General features: G+C 59.9%; 14 protein-coding genes. 10 read left to right on the forward strand and 4 right to left on the reverse strand.

The window, feature by feature from the left end:
- Positions 1 to 154 precede the first annotated feature (154 nt).
- The 10 genes from ACEN9A_RS00415 (at position 155) to ACEN9A_RS00460 (ending at position 11956) form a co-directional block, all read left to right on the forward strand.
- Entirely contained in the window at positions 155 to 736 is a 582-nt protein-coding gene (locus tag ACEN9A_RS00415; protein ID WP_019651533.1) for an alpha/beta hydrolase, read from the forward strand.
- Between the two features lie 62 nt (positions 737 to 798).
- A complete protein-coding gene (locus tag ACEN9A_RS00420) occupies positions 799 to 1731 on the forward strand; it encodes a sigma 54-interacting transcriptional regulator (RefSeq protein WP_258671921.1) in 933 nt (310 codons plus the stop codon).
- A 262-nt stretch (positions 1732 to 1993) separates the two neighbouring features.
- The gene (locus ACEN9A_RS00425) at positions 1994 to 2776 is read left to right on the forward strand and encodes a MetQ/NlpA family ABC transporter substrate-binding protein (RefSeq protein WP_007941045.1); all 783 of its coding nucleotides are present in this window, start codon (positions 1994 to 1996) and stop codon (positions 2774 to 2776) included.
- Between the two features lie 562 nt (positions 2777 to 3338).
- A complete protein-coding gene (locus tag ACEN9A_RS00430; protein ID WP_018929351.1) occupies positions 3339 to 4004 on the forward strand; it encodes an amino acid ABC transporter permease in 666 nt (221 codons plus the stop codon).
- On the forward strand, positions 3985 to 4644 hold the full coding sequence (locus ACEN9A_RS00435; RefSeq protein WP_018929350.1) for an amino acid ABC transporter permease: 660 nt from the start codon (positions 3985 to 3987) through the stop codon (positions 4642 to 4644). Before ACEN9A_RS00430 ends, ACEN9A_RS00435 begins: the two co-directional genes overlap by 20 nt.
- Positions 4641 to 5423 (forward strand): amino acid ABC transporter ATP-binding protein, encoded by a 783-nt coding sequence (locus ACEN9A_RS00440; protein WP_258671923.1) that lies wholly within the window; start codon positions 4641 to 4643, stop codon positions 5421 to 5423. Before ACEN9A_RS00435 ends, ACEN9A_RS00440 begins: the two co-directional genes overlap by 4 nt.
- Positions 5420 to 6301, forward strand: coding sequence for a transporter substrate-binding domain-containing protein (locus tag ACEN9A_RS00445; RefSeq protein WP_258671925.1), 882 nt, complete (start codon positions 5420 to 5422; stop codon positions 6299 to 6301). The genes ACEN9A_RS00440 and ACEN9A_RS00445 overlap by 4 nt, the downstream gene beginning before the upstream one ends.
- 437 nt (positions 6302 to 6738) lie before the next feature.
- Positions 6739 to 7842 carry an efflux RND transporter periplasmic adaptor subunit gene (locus tag ACEN9A_RS00450; protein ID WP_258671927.1) on the forward strand — a complete coding sequence of 368 codons (1104 nt, stop codon included), beginning with the start codon at positions 6739 to 6741 and terminating at the stop codon, positions 7840 to 7842.
- On the forward strand, positions 7839 to 8906 hold the full coding sequence (locus ACEN9A_RS00455) for an efflux RND transporter periplasmic adaptor subunit (protein ID WP_019651526.1): 1068 nt from the start codon (positions 7839 to 7841) through the stop codon (positions 8904 to 8906). Before ACEN9A_RS00450 ends, ACEN9A_RS00455 begins: the two co-directional genes overlap by 4 nt.
- Positions 8903 to 11956 carry an efflux RND transporter permease subunit gene (locus ACEN9A_RS00460; RefSeq protein WP_258671929.1) on the forward strand — a complete coding sequence of 1018 codons (3054 nt, stop codon included), beginning with the start codon at positions 8903 to 8905 and terminating at the stop codon, positions 11954 to 11956. Before ACEN9A_RS00455 ends, ACEN9A_RS00460 begins: the two co-directional genes overlap by 4 nt.
- A 106-nt stretch (positions 11957 to 12062) precedes the next feature.
- Here the strand turns inward: ACEN9A_RS00460 and ACEN9A_RS00465 are convergent, their stop codons facing one another.
- From ACEN9A_RS00465 to ACEN9A_RS00480, 4 genes are all read right to left on the reverse strand, one after another.
- A complete protein-coding gene (locus ACEN9A_RS00465) occupies positions 12063 to 12692 on the reverse strand; it encodes a class I SAM-dependent methyltransferase (RefSeq protein ID WP_258671932.1) in 630 nt (209 codons plus the stop codon).
- 64 nt (positions 12693 to 12756) lie between these two features.
- A complete protein-coding gene (locus tag ACEN9A_RS00470) occupies positions 12757 to 13401 on the reverse strand; it encodes a methionine ABC transporter permease (RefSeq protein WP_018929342.1) in 645 nt (214 codons plus the stop codon).
- A complete protein-coding gene (locus ACEN9A_RS00475) occupies positions 13391 to 14512 on the reverse strand; it encodes a methionine ABC transporter ATP-binding protein (protein WP_258671934.1) in 1122 nt (373 codons plus the stop codon). The genes ACEN9A_RS00470 and ACEN9A_RS00475 overlap by 11 nt, the downstream gene beginning before the upstream one ends.
- A gap of 2 nt (positions 14513 to 14514) precedes the next feature.
- Complete coding sequence (locus tag ACEN9A_RS00480; RefSeq protein WP_258671936.1) at positions 14515 to 15324, reverse strand: MetQ/NlpA family ABC transporter substrate-binding protein; 810 nt, start codon at positions 15322 to 15324, stop codon at positions 14515 to 14517.
- Positions 15325 to 15351 lie beyond the last annotated feature (27 nt).

Here is a 15351-nt window from a genome sequence, read left to right on the forward strand (position 1 = left end):
GGGGCCGTCTCCTTGGCAGGGTGCGGCCCCTTTTTTATTTCGGGCAAACGCATATTCGATATTGGTCTTAATAAATAGCTTCTTATTCCTTAACGAATATAACTCTCCTCCCTATACTCGATCAGGAACAGACACGCAGCAGGAGAGCTCCCCCATGCGCAACGAATCAATTCGCTACCTGATTGTGCCGGGCTGGCAAGGATCGCCAGAAGATCATTGGCAAACCCATTGGCAGAACAGTCTGCCGAACAGCGCGCGGGTGGAGCAGGCTGATTGGCTGACGCCTCGTCGCGAAGACTGGGTCGCGGCGTTGGCCGAGGCGATTGCCGCCGACAGCACGCCGGTGATCCTGATCGCCCATAGCCTGGGTTGCATCACCGTCGCCCATTGGGCGGCCACCGCTCCGGTGCAATTTTTACGTCAAGTGCGCGGCGCCTTGCTGGTTGCGCCGGCGGATGTCGAACGCCCGGCCTGTGCACCGGCCCTGCGCAACTTCGCGCCGATCCCGACCCATTTATTGCCGTTCCCGAGCCAGGTCGTCAGCTCTGACAACGACGCCGCCGTGAGCGCGCCACGTGCGCTTGAACTGGCGCGTCAGTGGGGCGCCGAGGCGGGGATTTTATCGGGGGCCGGGCACATCAACGTGAAGTCCGGTCACCGGCGCTGGGAGCAGGGTTTTGCGTACCTCTATCGGCTGCAAAACCGCATGGAACAGCACGCCCTGCGCCGCGCTTGAACCTCATTCTTTTTCTTTAAAAATCGCCCCCGTCTCCCGGCGGTTTTGGGCGGGAGTCTGCCATGAGTTTGCATGAAACTTTCGGTCAGCCATTGCTGACCTTTCCCGATGCGGAGAAAAGCCCGCTGAGCATCCGCGCCAAGGCGCTGGTGTTTGTCGATCCGCGTTCCCGGCAATTGCGCCACGAGCTGGAACAACTGGCGCCACGTTCGATCTCGGTGTTGATTCGCGGTGAAACCGGCAGCGGTAAAGAACTGCTGGCGCGGCACATCCATCGCGCCAGTGATCGTGGCGGGTTGTTCGTCTCAGTCAATTGCGGCGCGATCAGCCCGACTTACGCCGACGCTGAACTGTTCGGCTATGCCGCCGGCAGTTACAGCGGTTCGGCCAGCAGTCGTGCCGGCTGGTTCGGCTCGGCCAACGGCGGCACCTTGTACCTGGACGAGATCGGCGACCTGCCGCTGCCGATCCAGATCAAGTTGCTCGCAGCCCTGGAAAACCACGAAGTTACCCGCGTCGGGGCGCACCACCCGAGCCCGGTGGACGTGCGTTTGGTGGCGGCCACCAGCATCGATCTGGCGCAAGCGGTGGCTGCCGGAAAATTCCATGAGCGGCTTTATCACTACCTCAGCGAAGGCCAGCTCGAACTGCCGGCCTTGCGTGAGCGGGTGGGCGATATTTTGTCGCTGGCCGAATACTTCCTCGGCATCTACAGCCAACGCCTCGACCTGCCGGTGCCACTGATCAGCGAAGCCGCGCAGCATCTGCTGGAGCAACACAGTTGGCCGGGCAACACCCGAGAGCTGGAGAACGTCATTCACTTTGCGCTGCTGGTGAGTACCGGCGACGAGATTTTGCCGGAGCATTTGAATCTGCCCGAGGCGTCTGCATCGTTGCTACAGATCGAGCAGCAACTGAAAAAAATCCTCGGCAGCGGCTCCGCTACCGAGAAAGCGGCCTTGAAACAACTGCTTAAAGACACTGGGCTTTCGTAGGAGCCGGCGCAGCCTGCGATCTTTTGATCTTGATCTTCGGTGGCTTTGAAATCGCCAAAATCAAAAGATCGCAGCCTTCGGCAGCTCCTACATCGGGTGCGGCACCTGTATGAACAAAATGGAATATGAAAGTGAATAAAAGATATTGTTCGGGAATAAAAAATCCCGGTATTGTCCGCGTCACGCCAGCGATAGCACTTCACTGGCACCTAAACATTTAGCCGTCGTCGATGACGACCGTGATTTTCGATAAGGACACTGCATGAAAAAGGTTCTGTTGTTCACCGCATTGGCGGCTGCCCTGACCGCGGGCCTGGCCCAGGCTGGCGAGAAACTGGTGGTTGCGGCGACGCCGATTCCACATGCCGAGATTCTTGAACTGATCAAGCCAACCCTCGCCAAAGAAGGCGTGGACCTGGAGATCAAAGTCTTCACCGACTACGTTCAGCCGAACGTGCAGGTCGACCAGAAGCGTCTGGACGCCAACTACTTCCAGACCCTGCCGTACCTGAAAAGCTTCAACGAAGGCAAAGGCACGAACCTGGTGACTGTGATCGGTGTGCACGTCGAACCGTTCGGCGGCTACTCGAAGAAAGTCAAAACCCTGGCTGAGCTGAAGGACGGCGCAACCATCGCCATCCCGAACGAAGGCAGCAACAGCGGCCGTGCCCTGATCCTGCTGCAGAAGGCTGGCCTGATCGAGTTGAAAGACCCGAAAAACGCTTTGGCCACCCCGAAAGACATCGCCAAGAACCCGCACAATTTCAAGTTCAAGGAACTGGAATCGGCCATGCTGCCGCGTGTTCTGGACCAGGTCGACCTGGACATGATCAACACCAACTACGCGCTGGACGCCGGCCTGAACCCGGCTAAAGACGCGCTGGTGATCGAAGGTGCCGATTCACCTTACGTGAACTTCCTGGTGGCACGTCCGGACAACAAGGACAGCGTTGCCATCCAGAAACTGGCCAAGGCCCTGACCAGCCCGGAAGTGAAGGCGTTCATCGACAAGAAATACAGCGGCGCCGTACTGCCGGCGTTCTGATTCACTGCAGTCTCGAACCCCTTCAAGGTTTCAAACGCCGACGGCTACTACAGCGTCGGCGTTTTTTATTGCGCCAAGATCAAAAGATCGCAGCCTCGTTTCACTCGACAGCTCCTGCATTGAAATGCGTATCCCCTGTAGGAGCTGTCGAGTGAAACGAGGCTGCGATCTTTTGCTTTAAGATTTCAGGCCACCCGCGCCTTCAACGCCTTGCGCAACGCCACCAGCAATTTCACGATGTCCTGCGGATCCAGCCGCTGTGGCACGTTTACGTTAGCCATGTTCTCTTCCTTGTGATGGTTCGGCCGGGGGAGTCTGACCAAAAGCTGTACGTCCTTGGAGGGGTATTTTGAAAAAAAGATCCTTCCTACAGCGCAAAGGAAAATAGCCGTCTCCCGCTGCCGTCGCAAATCCGCAGAATAGTTTTTTGCGTGATATCAATATGCTTTAACGGTATTTAAATTCCTCTTTTTATACCTTTAAAGTCGGTGCTTGCCGGGTGGTTATCCACTGCCCATGGACTGCGCCATCGTCGCTTACCGAGCGGCGTACAGGATGTTCAATGACCTTCGATTACGCATTTATCCTCAGCACCCTGCCGGCGTTTCTCAAAGCCGTTGGCGTGACGCTGCAGGTCGGCTTCATCGCCATCGGCACTTCATTGCTGGTGGCGCTGGTCAACGCGACGATTCTGGTGTTTCGCACGCCTTACCTGCAGCGCCTGGTCGGGCTGTATGTGGAGCTGGCGCGCAACACGCCATTGCTGATCCAGTTGTTCTTCGTCTACTTCGCGTTGCCGGCCCTGGGCATCAAAGTCTCGGGCTTCGCCGCAGCGATCATCACCATGACCTTTCTCGGTGGAGCCTACCTCACCGAAGTCCTGCGTGCCGGCGTGGATGCCGTGCCCCAGGCGCAACTTGAGTCCGGTCGTTCAATTGGCTTGTCCCACGGGCAATTGCTGCGCTACGTGATCTTGCCGCAGGCCGGCATTCTCAGCCTGCCGTCGCTATTCGCCAATTTCATATTCCTGCTCAAGGAAACCACCGTGGTCTCGGCGGTGGCGGTGCCGGAGATTCTCTACACCACCAAGAGCTACATCGCGCTCTATTACAAAACCTACGAAATGCTCGCCGTGCTGACGTTGATCTGCGTGCTGTTGTTTTTGCCGTTGTCGCTGCTGCTCAGCCGTCTGGAAAGGAGGCTCCAGCATGGCCAGTTCGGGTCTTGAGTTGCTCATGGTGTCGTTGCCGCAATTGGGCAAGGGCGCTGCACAAACCTTGTCGATTTCTTTCCTGAGCATCGCCTTCAGCACCGTCGGCGGGGTGCTCTACGGCGTGTTGCGCACGCTGAATTCGACATGGCTCAACGCAATGCTGCGGGTTTATCTGGAATTGTTCCGGGCGATCCCGGTGCTGGTCTGGTTGTATTTGCTGTTCTTCGGCCTGCCGATTTTTTTCGGCCTGAGCATTCCGAGCTTCTGGTGCGCGGTGCTGGTGCTGTCGCTGTGGGGCGCCAGCGAAGTCGGGGAAGTGGTGCGCGGCGCCTTGCATTCGTTACCGCGCGGCCAGCGAGAAGCGGGATTGTCGATTGGCTTGAACGGCCCGCAACTCTACGGCTACGTGCTGCTGCCCCAGGCGCTGAAACGCATGACGCCGCCGACCATCAACGTCTACACGCGGATCATCAAGACCAGCTCCCTGGCGGTGCTGATCGGCGTGGTGGACGTGATCAAGGTCGGCCAGCAGATCATCGAGCGCACCTACGAATCGGTACTGATCTACGGCGCGCTGTTTCTGTTTTTCTTTTTCATCTGCTACCCGCTGTCAGCCGCCTCCCGCGTGCTGGAGCGGCGCTGGACGCAAGCATGAGCGCATTGATCGAGTTCAAGGGTTTCAACAAGTTTTTCGGCGAGCAGCAGGTGCTCAACGGCATCGACCTGAAGGTGAAACCGGGCGAAGTGATCGTCATCCTCGGCCCCAGCGGCTGTGGCAAAAGCACCTTGCTGCGCTGCCTCAACGGCCTGGAAGTCGCTCACAGCGGCAGCTTGAGTTTTGCCGGGCGTGAGTTGCTGGACAAGGGCACCGACTGGCGCGAAGTGCGTCAGCAGATCGGCATGGTATTCCAGAGTTATCACCTGTTCCCGCACATGAGCGTGCTCGATAACGTGCTGCTTGGCCCGGTGAAAGTGCAGAAGCGCGACCGCCGCGAAGCCCGTGCCCAGGCCGAAGCCTTGCTGGAGCGCGTAGGCCTGTTGGACAAGCGCGACGCGTTTCCGCGTCAGCTCTCCGGCGGTCAGCAGCAACGCATCGCCATCGTCCGTTCGCTGTGCATGAATCCCCAGGTCATGCTCTTTGACGAAGTTACTGCCGCCCTCGACCCGGAGATGGTCAAGGAGGTACTCGAAGTGATTCAGGGGCTGGCCCGCGAGGGCATGACCCTGCTGATTGTCACCCACGAAATGGCCTTCGCCCGCGCCGTGGCCGACCGCATCGTGTTCATGGACGCCGGGCGCATCCTTGAGCAACAACCCCCCGAGATTTTCTTTACGAACCCGCAAACCGCACGAGCGCAGCAGTTCCTGGAGAAGTTCTCCTTCGTCGCCGCACTACCCAAAACGACTCAAATAAAGGAATTGGAACTGCCATGAAAACTGCCAAGTCTTCTCTGCTGCTACTCCCGCTGTTCGGCCTGGCGCTGTTGGCCGGTTGCAACAAAACCGAAGAACCGGCCAAGCCGAAAGTCGCCAGCGTCAGCAGCGCACCGGCCGGATACCTGGAAAAGATCAAAGCCCGGGACAAGCTGATTGTCGGCGTGTTCACCGACAAACCGCCGTTCGGTTTTGTCGATGAAGCCGGACGCTACGTGGGGTTCGATACCGACATTGGCCGCCAATTCGCCAAGGATCTGTTGGGCGATGAAAACAAAGTCGAGTTCGTGGCGGTGGAGCCGGCGAGCCGGATTCCGTTTCTGCAAAGCGACAAGGTCGATCTGATCCTGGCCAACATGACCGTCACCCCGGAGCGCAAGGAAGCGGTGGACTTCACCAACCCGAACCTCAAGGTGGCGGTGCAGGCGCTGGTGCCGCAGGCCAGTTCGGTGAAAAATCTGGATGACCTGGCGACCCGCACGACTATCGTGACCACGGGCACCACAGCCGATGTCTGGCTGACCAAAAATCACCCGGACTGGAAACTGCTGAAGTTTGAGAAAAACTCCGAGTCCCTGCAAGCCCTGGCCAATGGTCGCGGCGACGCTTATGCGCAGGACAATCTGGTGCTGTTCAGCTGGGCCAAGCAGAACCCGGGTTATCGCGTGCTGGAACAGAAGTTGGGCGCCGAAGCGCCGATCGCCCCGGCGGTGAAGAAGGGCAACATCGAACTGCGTGACTGGGTGAATGCCGAGTTGGCGAAGCTGGGTGAGGAAAAGTTTTTGCTCAAGCTGTACGACCAGTATGTGCGTAAAGAATTGAGCGATGACACCAGGCCTGAGAGCGTGATCGTCGAGGGTGGGAAGTGGCAGGGGTGATTTGCTTCAGATAAACGTTTCCACCTGTGGCGAGGGAGCTTGCTCCCGTTCGGTTGCGCAGCAGCCGCAAAACCTATCAATGCGTTACCTCAGACAAACCGCATGCTCAGGTTTAGGGCCGCTGCGCGCCCCAGCGGGAGCAAGCTCCCTCGCCACAGGTGTGGGAACGGTCACTGTGTCTCAGTCAGGCCAATACCACGCCGGCTCATCCAGCATCCGCTGCCCGACCACCAAATCGGCATCAGGATCACCGCGTTGATGAATTAACGTTGTAGGCGCTGCCGAAGGCTGCGATCTTTTGATCTTCCGGCGATATCACGATCGCTAAAGTCAAAAGATCGCGGTCTTTGATTATCGGCGTGGGCGAAGGTGGAACCCTGTTCTAAGCTCACAGTCGTATCGTCACTGGCACGTACGTACAACGCAAAGGAGTCTGCATGGCGGGTCCCGGATTGAAATTAATGGTTGGCCTGAGCATCTTTGCCTTGCTGACCGCCTGTGGCGATAAAAAGCCCGTCGAGAAGGACCGTCCGCGAGTTTTCGTGCAAGAGGTCAAGCCAACCGATTACGCCGCCGCGGTGACTCTCACCGGCGACGTCCAGGCGCGTGTCCAGACCGAGTTGTCGTTCCGCGTGGGTGGCAAGATCATCCAGCGCATGGTCGACGTCGGGAACCGGGTTTCAGCCAAACAAGTACTGGCCAGGCTTGACCCCAAAGACCTGCAAACCAATGTCGATTCGGCCCAGGCCCAGGTGGTTGCCGAACAGGCGCGGGTCAAACAGACAGCGGCAGCCTTCGTTCGCCAGCAAAAACTTCTGCCCAAGGGCTACACCAGCCAGAGCGAATACGACTCCGCCCAAGCGGCCTTGCGCAGCAGCCAGAGCGCTCTGAGCGCCGCTCAAGCGCAATTGGCCAACGCCCGCGATCAACTGAGCTACACCGCGTTGATTGCCGACGCGCCGGGCGTGATTACCGCGCGCCAGGCCGAAGTCGGCCAGGTGGTACAAGCCACGGTGCCGATTTTCAGCCTGGCCCGGGATGGCGAGCGTGACGCGGTGTTCAACGTTTACGAATCGCTGCTGGCCGAGCCGCCATCGGACAGATCAATTGTGGTCAGCCTGCTCGACAATCCGAAGATCAAGACCACGGGCACCGTTCGGGAGGTCACGCCCGCGGTGTCTGCGCAGACCGGCACGGTGCAAGTCAAAGTCAGCCTCGACAGTCTCCCTGAAGGCATGCAGCTCGGCTCGGTGGTGAGCGCCACCGCCAAGCCTGTGGGCAAAACCGCGGTGGAACTGCCTTGGGCGGCCCTGACCAAAAATCTCAGCGACCCGGCCGTGTGGCTGGTGGACGCCGAGGGCAAGGCGCAGTTGCACACGGTCACCGTCGGCCGTTACCTGACCGGCAAAGTCATTGTTAGCGCTGGCCTCACCGGTGGCGAAAAAGTCGTCACCGCGGGTGGTCAGTTACTGCACCCGGGCGTGCGGGTGGAGGTCGTCGAAAATACCTACGAGACCCCAGCGACAGGAGCCCAACCATGAAACGCCTGTTGCTGTTGTCCGCCGCTGTGCTGCTGGGCGCCTGTTCCAAGGAAGAAGCTCCGCCAGAACCGGTACGGCCGGTGCTGTCCATAGAGGTGAAAGCGCTCAATCAAGAGAACCTCGGCCGGTTCGCCGGCAGCATTCAGGCTCGTTACGAAAGCAACGTCGGGTTCCGTGTGCCGGGGCGTATCGCCAGCCGTAACGTCGATGTCGGCGCCGAAGTACAGAAGGGCGCCTTGCTCGCCACCCTTGACCCCACCGATCAGCAGAACCAGTTGCGCTCGGCTCAAGGGGATCTGGCGCGTGTCCAGGCGCAGCTTATCAACGCCCAGGCCAACGCTCGGCGTCAGCAGGAGTTGTTCAATCGCGGGGTTGGCGCGCAGGCGCAACTGGACATCGCCCAGACCGATCTGAAAACCACCCAGGCGTCCCTCGATCAAGCCAGGGCCGCGGTCAATCAGGCGCAGGACCAACTCAACTACGTTGAACTGCGCACCGATCACAAAGCCATTGTCACCGCGTGGAGCGCCGAAGCCGGGCAAGTGGTGACCGCCGGCCAGCAAGTGGTGACCCTGGCGCAGCCGGACATCAAGGAAGCGGTGATCGACTTGCCCGACACCCTGGTCGATGATTTGCCGGCCGACGTGGTGTTCCAGGTCGCCTCACAGCTGGACCCGAGCATCACCAGCACCGCCATCGTGCGTGAAATCGAACCCCAGGCCCAAAGTGCGACCCGTACCCGTCGCGCCCGCCTGAGCCTGACCGATACGCCGCCGGGTTTTCACCTCGGCACGGCGATCAGCGTGACCCTCAGCTCCGCAATCAAGCCTCGCCTCGAACTGCCGGTGAGTGCGCTGCAAGAGGTCGATGGGAAAACGCGGATCTGGGTCATCGACCCGCAGACGCTAACCGTTGCGCCACGGGACGTCAGCGTGATCAGCCGGACCGATGCCACGGTGGTCCTGGCCAACGGCGTGAACTCTGGCGAGCGGGTGGTCAGTGCCGGTGTGAACAGCCTCAAACCGGGGCAGAAAGTGAAAATCGACGAGGGCAGCCCGCAATGAATGGGAGTTTCAACTTATCCGAGTGGGCCCTCAAGCATCAGTCGTTTGTCTGGTATTTGATGTTCGTCGCGCTGCTGATGGGCGTGTTCTCGTACCTGAACCTGGGGCGCGAAGAAGACCCGTCGTTCACCATCAAAACCATGGTGATCCAGACCCGTTGGCCCGGTGCGACCCAGGAAGAAACCCTCAAGCAGGTCACTGACCGGATCGAGAAAAAACTCGAAGAACTCGACTCGCTCGATTACGTGAAAAGCTACACCCGTCCCGGCGAATCGACGGTCTTCGTTAACCTGCTCGACACCACCAGCGCCAAGGACATTCCGCAAATCTGGTACCAGGTGCGCAAGAAGATCAACGACATCCGCGGCGACTTCCCGCAAGGCCTGCAAGGGCCGGGCTTCAACGATGAGTTCGGCGACGTGTTCGGTTCGGTGTATGCCTTTACCTCTGACGGCCTGTCGATGCGCCAGCTACGCGATTACGTGGAACAGGTGCGTGCCGAAATTCGTGAAGTGCCAGGGTTGGGCAAGGTCGAAATGATCGGCGAGCAGGATGAAGTGCTGTACCTGAACTTCTCCACCCGCAAACTCGCCGCCCTCGGCATCGATCAGCGCCAGGTGGTGCAGAGCCTGCAATCACAGAATGCCGTGACCCCGGCGGGAGTGATCGAGGCCGGCCCTGAGCGGATTTCGGTGCGGACCTCGGGGCAGTTTGCCTCTGAGAAAGACCTGGCCAACGTCAACCTGAAGCTCAACGACCGCTTCTACCGCCTGGCCGACATCGCCGACATCAGCCGTGGCTATGTCGATCCTGCCACCCCGGAGTTTCGTTTCAACGGCCAGCCGGCCATCGGCCTGGCAATCGCCATGAAGAAGGGCGGCAACATCCAGGCATTTGGCAAGGCGCTGCATCTGCGCATGAACGAGCTGACGGCCGACCTGCCGGTGGGCGTTGGCGTGCACAACGTTTCCGATCAGGCCGAAGTGGTGGAAGAAGCTGTCGGCGGTTTCACCAGTGCGTTGTTCGAGGCCGTGGTGATCGTGCTGATCGTCAGCTTCGTCAGCCTTGGGGTGCGCGCCGGGCTGGTGGTGGCGTGTTCGATTCCGTTGGTGCTGGCGATGGTCTTCCTCTTCATGGAATACAGTGGCATCACCATGCAGCGGATTTCCCTCGGAGCGCTGATCATCGCCCTCGGCCTGCTGGTGGACGACGCGATGATCACGGTGGAGATGATGGTCACGCGCCTGGAAATGGGTGAAACCAAAGAGCAAGCAGCGACCTTCGCCTACACCTCGACTGCGTTTCCGATGCTCACCGGCACGCTGGTCACCGTCGCCGGCTTCGTGCCGATCGGCTTGAACGCGAGCTCCGCCGGTGAGTACACCTTCACGCTGTTCGCGGTGATCGCGGTGGCCATGTTGGTGTCATGGATCGTCGCCGTGCTGTTCGCCCCGGTACTCGGTGTGCATATTCTGAGCAGCAATGTGAAACCGCATGACGCAGAGCCAGGACGCATCGGTCGGGCATTCAATGGCGGCCTGCTCTGGGCCATGCGCAATCGCTGGTGGGCCATCGGCATCACCGTGGCGCTGTTCGTGCTCTCGGTGTTTTCCATGCAGTTCGTGCAGAACCAGTTCTTCCCGTCCTCGGACCGTCCGGAAATCCTCGTCGACCTGAACCTGCCGCAAAACGCCTCGATCGCCGAAACCCGCAAAGCCGTGGACAAGCTCGAAGCAACGCTCAAGGGCGACCCGGACATCGTGCGCTGGAGCACCTACATCGGCGAGGGCGCGATCCGTTTCTACCTACCCCTCGACCAGCAATTGCAGAACCCGTACTACGCGCAACTGGTGATCGTCAGCAAAGGCCTGGAGTCACGCACGGCGCTGACAGCTCGTTTGCAAAAGCGCTTGCGTGAAGAGTTCGTCGGCATCGGCAGTTACGTCCAGGCGCTGGAAATGGGCCCGCCGGTGGGGCGTCCGATTCAATATCGGGTCAGCGGTAAAGACATCGATCAAGTGCGCAAACACGCGATCGCCCTGGCCACCGAACTGGATAAAAACCCGCACATCGGCGAGATCATTTACGACTGGAACGAGCCGGGCAAAGTCCTGCGCATCGACATCGCGCAAGACAAGGCGCGGCAACTGGGGCTGTCGTCGGAAGACGTGGCGAACCTGATGAACAGCATCGTCGTCGGCTCGCCGGTGACGCAGGTCGATGACGACATCTACCTGATCGACGTGGTCGGCCGCGCTGAAGATGCCGAGCGCGGCAGCCCGGAAACCTTGCAGAACTTGCAGATCGTCACCCCCGGCGGCACTTCGATACCGCTGCTGGCGTTCGCCACGGTGCGCTACGAACTGGAGCAACCGCTGGTATGGCGTCGTGACCGCAAACCGACCATCACCATCAAGGCTGCGGTGCGCGACGAAATTCAGCCGACCGACCTGGTGCAACAGCTGCAACCGGAGATCGACAAATTCGCCGCCGGTTTGCCGGTGGGCTACAAAGTTGCCACTGGCGGTACGGTGGAGGAAAGCGGCAAGGCTCAGGGGCCGATTGCCAAGGTCGTGCCGTTGATGCTGTTTTTGATGGCGACCTTCCTGATGATCCAGTTGCACAGCGTGCAGAAGCTGTTCCTGGTGGCCAGCGTCGCGCCGCTCGGCTTGATCGGCGTGGTGCTGGCGCTGATTCCGACCGGCACGCCCATGGGCTTCGTGGCGATCCTCGGGATTCTGGCGCTGATCGGCATCATCATCCGCAACTCGGTGATTCTGGTGACCCAAATCGATTCTTTCGAGAAGAGCGGTTATACGCCGTGGGACGCGGTGGTGCAGGCCACGGAACATCGGCGTCGGCCGATTTTGTTGACGGCAGCGGCGGCGAGCATGGGGATGATCCCGATTGCCCGCGAAGTGTTCTGGGGGCCGATGGCCTACGCGATGATTGGCGGGATCATCATCGCGACGTTGCTGACGCTGCTGTTTTTGCCGGCGCTGTATGTGGCTTGGTACAAGGTTCGCGAGCCAAAGAAACACGCTAGCTGATTCAAAAGCAAAGATCGCAGCCTGCGGCAGCTCCTACATGGATCATTCCGGGTTAACGCCAAACCCTGTAGGAGCTGGCGAAGCCTGCGATCTTTTGATCGTCGCCCTAATCGATTCGACGCCAAACACTCGCCAACCAAGGCTGTTGCTCCCGCGGCAGCCCCGCCGGCCGGTAGTAATGCTCCAGCTCCACAAACCCCGCTTCGGTCAGCATTTCGCGCCACACCTGAAGATCGTAATACGCCCCATAACGCGGTCCGTTCCAGCCTTCCTGATTCTCGCCACGCGGATTGGAACTGAACAACACACCGCCCGGTTTCAACGCCTCGCGCAACTGCTTCAACACCCGCGGCAATTCCTGGCTCGGCACATGAAACAGCACCGCGTTGGCAAAAATCCCGTCAAACCGCTCGGCCGGCAGATCGAGTTTCAGAAAGTCCTGCTGCCAGACCTCACACCCGCTGTCGTCCCGGGCCATCTGCGCAAGCTTTTCCGAACCGTCGAGCCCGATGGCAATGTGGCCCAGGCGGGTGAACGTTTTCAGGTCGCGGCCAGGGCCGCAGCCAAAGTCGAGAATGCTGAATGGCGCGTTACTCTGGATATGCCGTAGCAGAGCATCGATGTTCTGGCTGACATCGTGATCGCGAGTGCCTTCACGGAAGTCTTCGGCCACCGCGTTGTAATGGCCCAGGGTGGTAGAGGTGATCTGCTCCAGGTCGGCGGGAGTCTGTTTCATGGTCGGCTGCACAGAAAAAGAAAGAAGCACTGACTATAAGCGCTTTCGCACTTTTGATCTTGATTCAGCGCTTGTTCAACCCCCGCGCCAACCGATCCCCACCCAACTGAATCACCGCCACCAACACCACCAGCAACACAATCACCGTCAACATGATCTGGCTGTCAAAGCGCTGATACCCATATCGATAAGCAATGTCGCCCAACCCACCAGCGCCAATCGCCCCGGCCATGGCCGACGAGTTGATCATGGTCACCAGCGTAATGGTGAAGCCGCCGACAATCCCCGGTAGCGCCTCGGGCAGCAACACATGCCAGACGATATGCCAGCGCCGGCAGCCCATGGCCTGTGCCGCTTCGATCAACCCGTGGTCGACTTCCCGCAGGCTGACTTCGGCGATGCGCGCGAAGAACGGCGTGGCGGCGATGGTCAGCGGCACCACCGCCGCCCAAACGCCATAGGTGGTGCCGACGATCAACCGGGTAAACGGTATCAGCGCCACCATCAAAATCAGAAACGGAATCGAGCGGAACAGGTTCACGAACGCGCCCAGTGCGCGGTTCAGCGCCGGTGCTTCGTAGATCCCGCCCTTGGTGCTGGTGACCAGGATCACCGCCAGCGGAATGCCCACCAACAGCGCGATCAGTGACGACACGCCGACCATCAGGAAGGTATCGATGAAACCTTGCAGCAATCGATCAAACCACATAACCCAGCACCTCCACCTGTTGCGCCCAATGACTGGCGCGCTGACGCAATTCCTCGGCGCCGAGGGACGAACCGGTCACCGCCAGCAGCAATTGCCCCAGCGCATGGCCCTGAATCCGTTCCACGCCCCCTTGCAGCAAACGCACGCGGCCACCGAGGGCGCTGAAAAGCGCCGCCAGGTCTGGCTCGTCGCGGGTATTGCCGGTGAATTGCAAGCGCAGGACCACGGCGGCGTCCGAAGACTGCGGCTGTGCCCGCAAGCGGCTTTGCAGTTCTTCCGGCAGACCGTGTTGCAGCGGCGCGAGCAAGGTCTTGCTGACCTCATGTTGCGGGTTGCCGAATACTTCCCAGACCGGCCCTTGTTCGACGATTCGCCCGTGCTCCAACACCACGACCCGATCGCAGATATCGCGGATCACCGCCATCTCGTGGGTGATCAGCACGATGGTCAGGCCCAGGCGCTGATTAATCTCGCGCAACAGGCCGAGGATCGATTGGGTGGTCTCCGGATCGAGGGCCGAAGTGGCCTCGTCGCACAGCAGAATCTCCGGGTCATGCACCAACGCACGGGCGATGCCGACACGTTGTTTCTGGCCGCCGGAAAGCTGCGCCGGATAAGCCTTGTGCTTTCCTTGCAGGCCGACCAGTTCGAGCAATTCACGGACCTTCTGCTCGCGTTTTTCCTTGGGCACACCGGCGACTTTCAGCGGCAACTCGACGTTCTGCCAAACCGTCTTGGCCGACATCAAATTGAAGTGCTGGAAGATCATCCCGATCCGTCGGCGCAGCGCCACCAGGCGGTCTTCATCGAACTCACCGATGTCCACCTGATCGATCAGTACTCGCCCGCTGCTCGGTTGTTCGAGGCGGTTGATGGTACGGATCAGAGACGACTTGCCGGCACCGCTGCGCCCGATGATGCCGAACACTTCACCGCGCTGGATTGCCAGGTCGATACCGTGCAGGGCCGCCACCGGACCTTGCTGGCCGTTGTAGGTTTTGCCCAGGCCGATGAAGCGCACGTGGGCGCGGTTCAGCTCGGGGTGCAGCTCGGTGCGTTCAGCACTGTGTGGCTCTGGAGTCTCCAGTCGCCGTTGGATGGCGGCCGTCATGCTCAGCTTTCCCAGCCTGCTTGATAGAGCTTGCCATGGGTCTTATCCAGCGCTGCGCGAACCGCTGGCGAGTGCTGATAGATGTCGACGAATTTGATCAGGCGCGGGTCGGTTTTACTTTTCGGCTGGATCACGAACTGGATCACGTATTCCTTGTGATCGAGACCATCGAACAGCAGCGCGGAGCTGGCATCGAAGGTTTTTGACAGGCGAATGTAGGCCGGGTAACCCTGGACCAGATCGGCGTCGTCATAGGCGCGTACCAGTTGCACGGCTTCGACCTGAAGGATTTTGATTTTCTTCGGGTTGGCGATGATGTCTTCTTCGGTGGCCTTGTAGCCGACGCCCGGTTTGAGGGTGATCAGGCCGGCCTTGGCCAGCAGTTGCAGGCCGCGACCGCTGTTGATCGGGTCATTGGCGATGGCCACGCTGGCGCCTTCGGGCAACTCGGCGAAGCTTTTGTATTTCTTCGAGTAGAGACCGACGTTGTTGATGATGCCCGGGGCGAACGGCACCAGGTCAAAACCGGCCGCGGCCTTGGCGTTTTCCAGGAACGGGATGTGCTGGAAGTAGTTCACGTCGATGTCGCCCGAGGCGAGGCTGACGTTGGGAGCGATCCAGTCGCTGAACTCCACGAGTTCGACTTTCAGGCCTTGTTTGCTGGCTTCCTCTACGGCGGCTTCCAGCGGAATGGCGAAGGCGGCGGTGGTGCCGACCTTCAGCGGCGCGTCGGCGGCGAAGGTGACGGAGCTGAAGAGGCCGAGGGCCAGGGCCAGTGCTTTGACTGGGTGGGATAAGAGTTTTTTGGTCATGATGATTTTCCAGTCAATTGTTTAATG

The organism is Pseudomonas sp. Pseusp18, from assembly GCF_059506005.1.

Excerpts from the sequence above, each read along its gene's own strand:
- ACEN9A_RS00415 (WP_019651533.1), top strand. The coding sequence starts at position 155 with ATGCGCAACGAATCAATTCGCTACCTGATTGTGCCGGGCTGGCAAGGA.
- ACEN9A_RS00420 (WP_258671921.1), top strand. The coding sequence starts at position 799 with ATGAGTTTGCATGAAACTTTCGGTCAGCCATTGCTGACCTTTCCCGAT.
- ACEN9A_RS00425 (WP_007941045.1), top strand. The coding sequence starts at position 1,994 with ATGAAAAAGGTTCTGTTGTTCACCGCATTGGCGGCTGCCCTGACCGCG.
- ACEN9A_RS00430 (WP_018929351.1), top strand. The coding sequence starts at position 3,339 with ATGACCTTCGATTACGCATTTATCCTCAGCACCCTGCCGGCGTTTCTC.
- ACEN9A_RS00435 (WP_018929350.1), top strand. The coding sequence starts at position 3,985 with ATGGCCAGTTCGGGTCTTGAGTTGCTCATGGTGTCGTTGCCGCAATTG.
- ACEN9A_RS00440 (WP_258671923.1), top strand. The coding sequence starts at position 4,641 with ATGAGCGCATTGATCGAGTTCAAGGGTTTCAACAAGTTTTTCGGCGAG.
- ACEN9A_RS00445 (WP_258671925.1), top strand. The coding sequence starts at position 5,420 with ATGAAAACTGCCAAGTCTTCTCTGCTGCTACTCCCGCTGTTCGGCCTG.
- ACEN9A_RS00450 (WP_258671927.1), top strand. The coding sequence starts at position 6,739 with ATGGCGGGTCCCGGATTGAAATTAATGGTTGGCCTGAGCATCTTTGCC.
- ACEN9A_RS00455 (WP_019651526.1), top strand. The coding sequence starts at position 7,839 with ATGAAACGCCTGTTGCTGTTGTCCGCCGCTGTGCTGCTGGGCGCCTGT.
- ACEN9A_RS00460 (WP_258671929.1), top strand. The coding sequence starts at position 8,903 with ATGAATGGGAGTTTCAACTTATCCGAGTGGGCCCTCAAGCATCAGTCG.
- ACEN9A_RS00465 (WP_258671932.1), bottom strand. The coding sequence starts at position 12,692 with ATGAAACAGACTCCCGCCGACCTGGAGCAGATCACCTCTACCACCCTG.
- ACEN9A_RS00470 (WP_018929342.1), bottom strand. The coding sequence starts at position 13,401 with ATGTGGTTTGATCGATTGCTGCAAGGTTTCATCGATACCTTCCTGATG.
- ACEN9A_RS00475 (WP_258671934.1), bottom strand. The coding sequence starts at position 14,512 with ATGACGGCCGCCATCCAACGGCGACTGGAGACTCCAGAGCCACACAGT.
- ACEN9A_RS00480 (WP_258671936.1), bottom strand. The coding sequence starts at position 15,324 with ATGACCAAAAAACTCTTATCCCACCCAGTCAAAGCACTGGCCCTGGCC.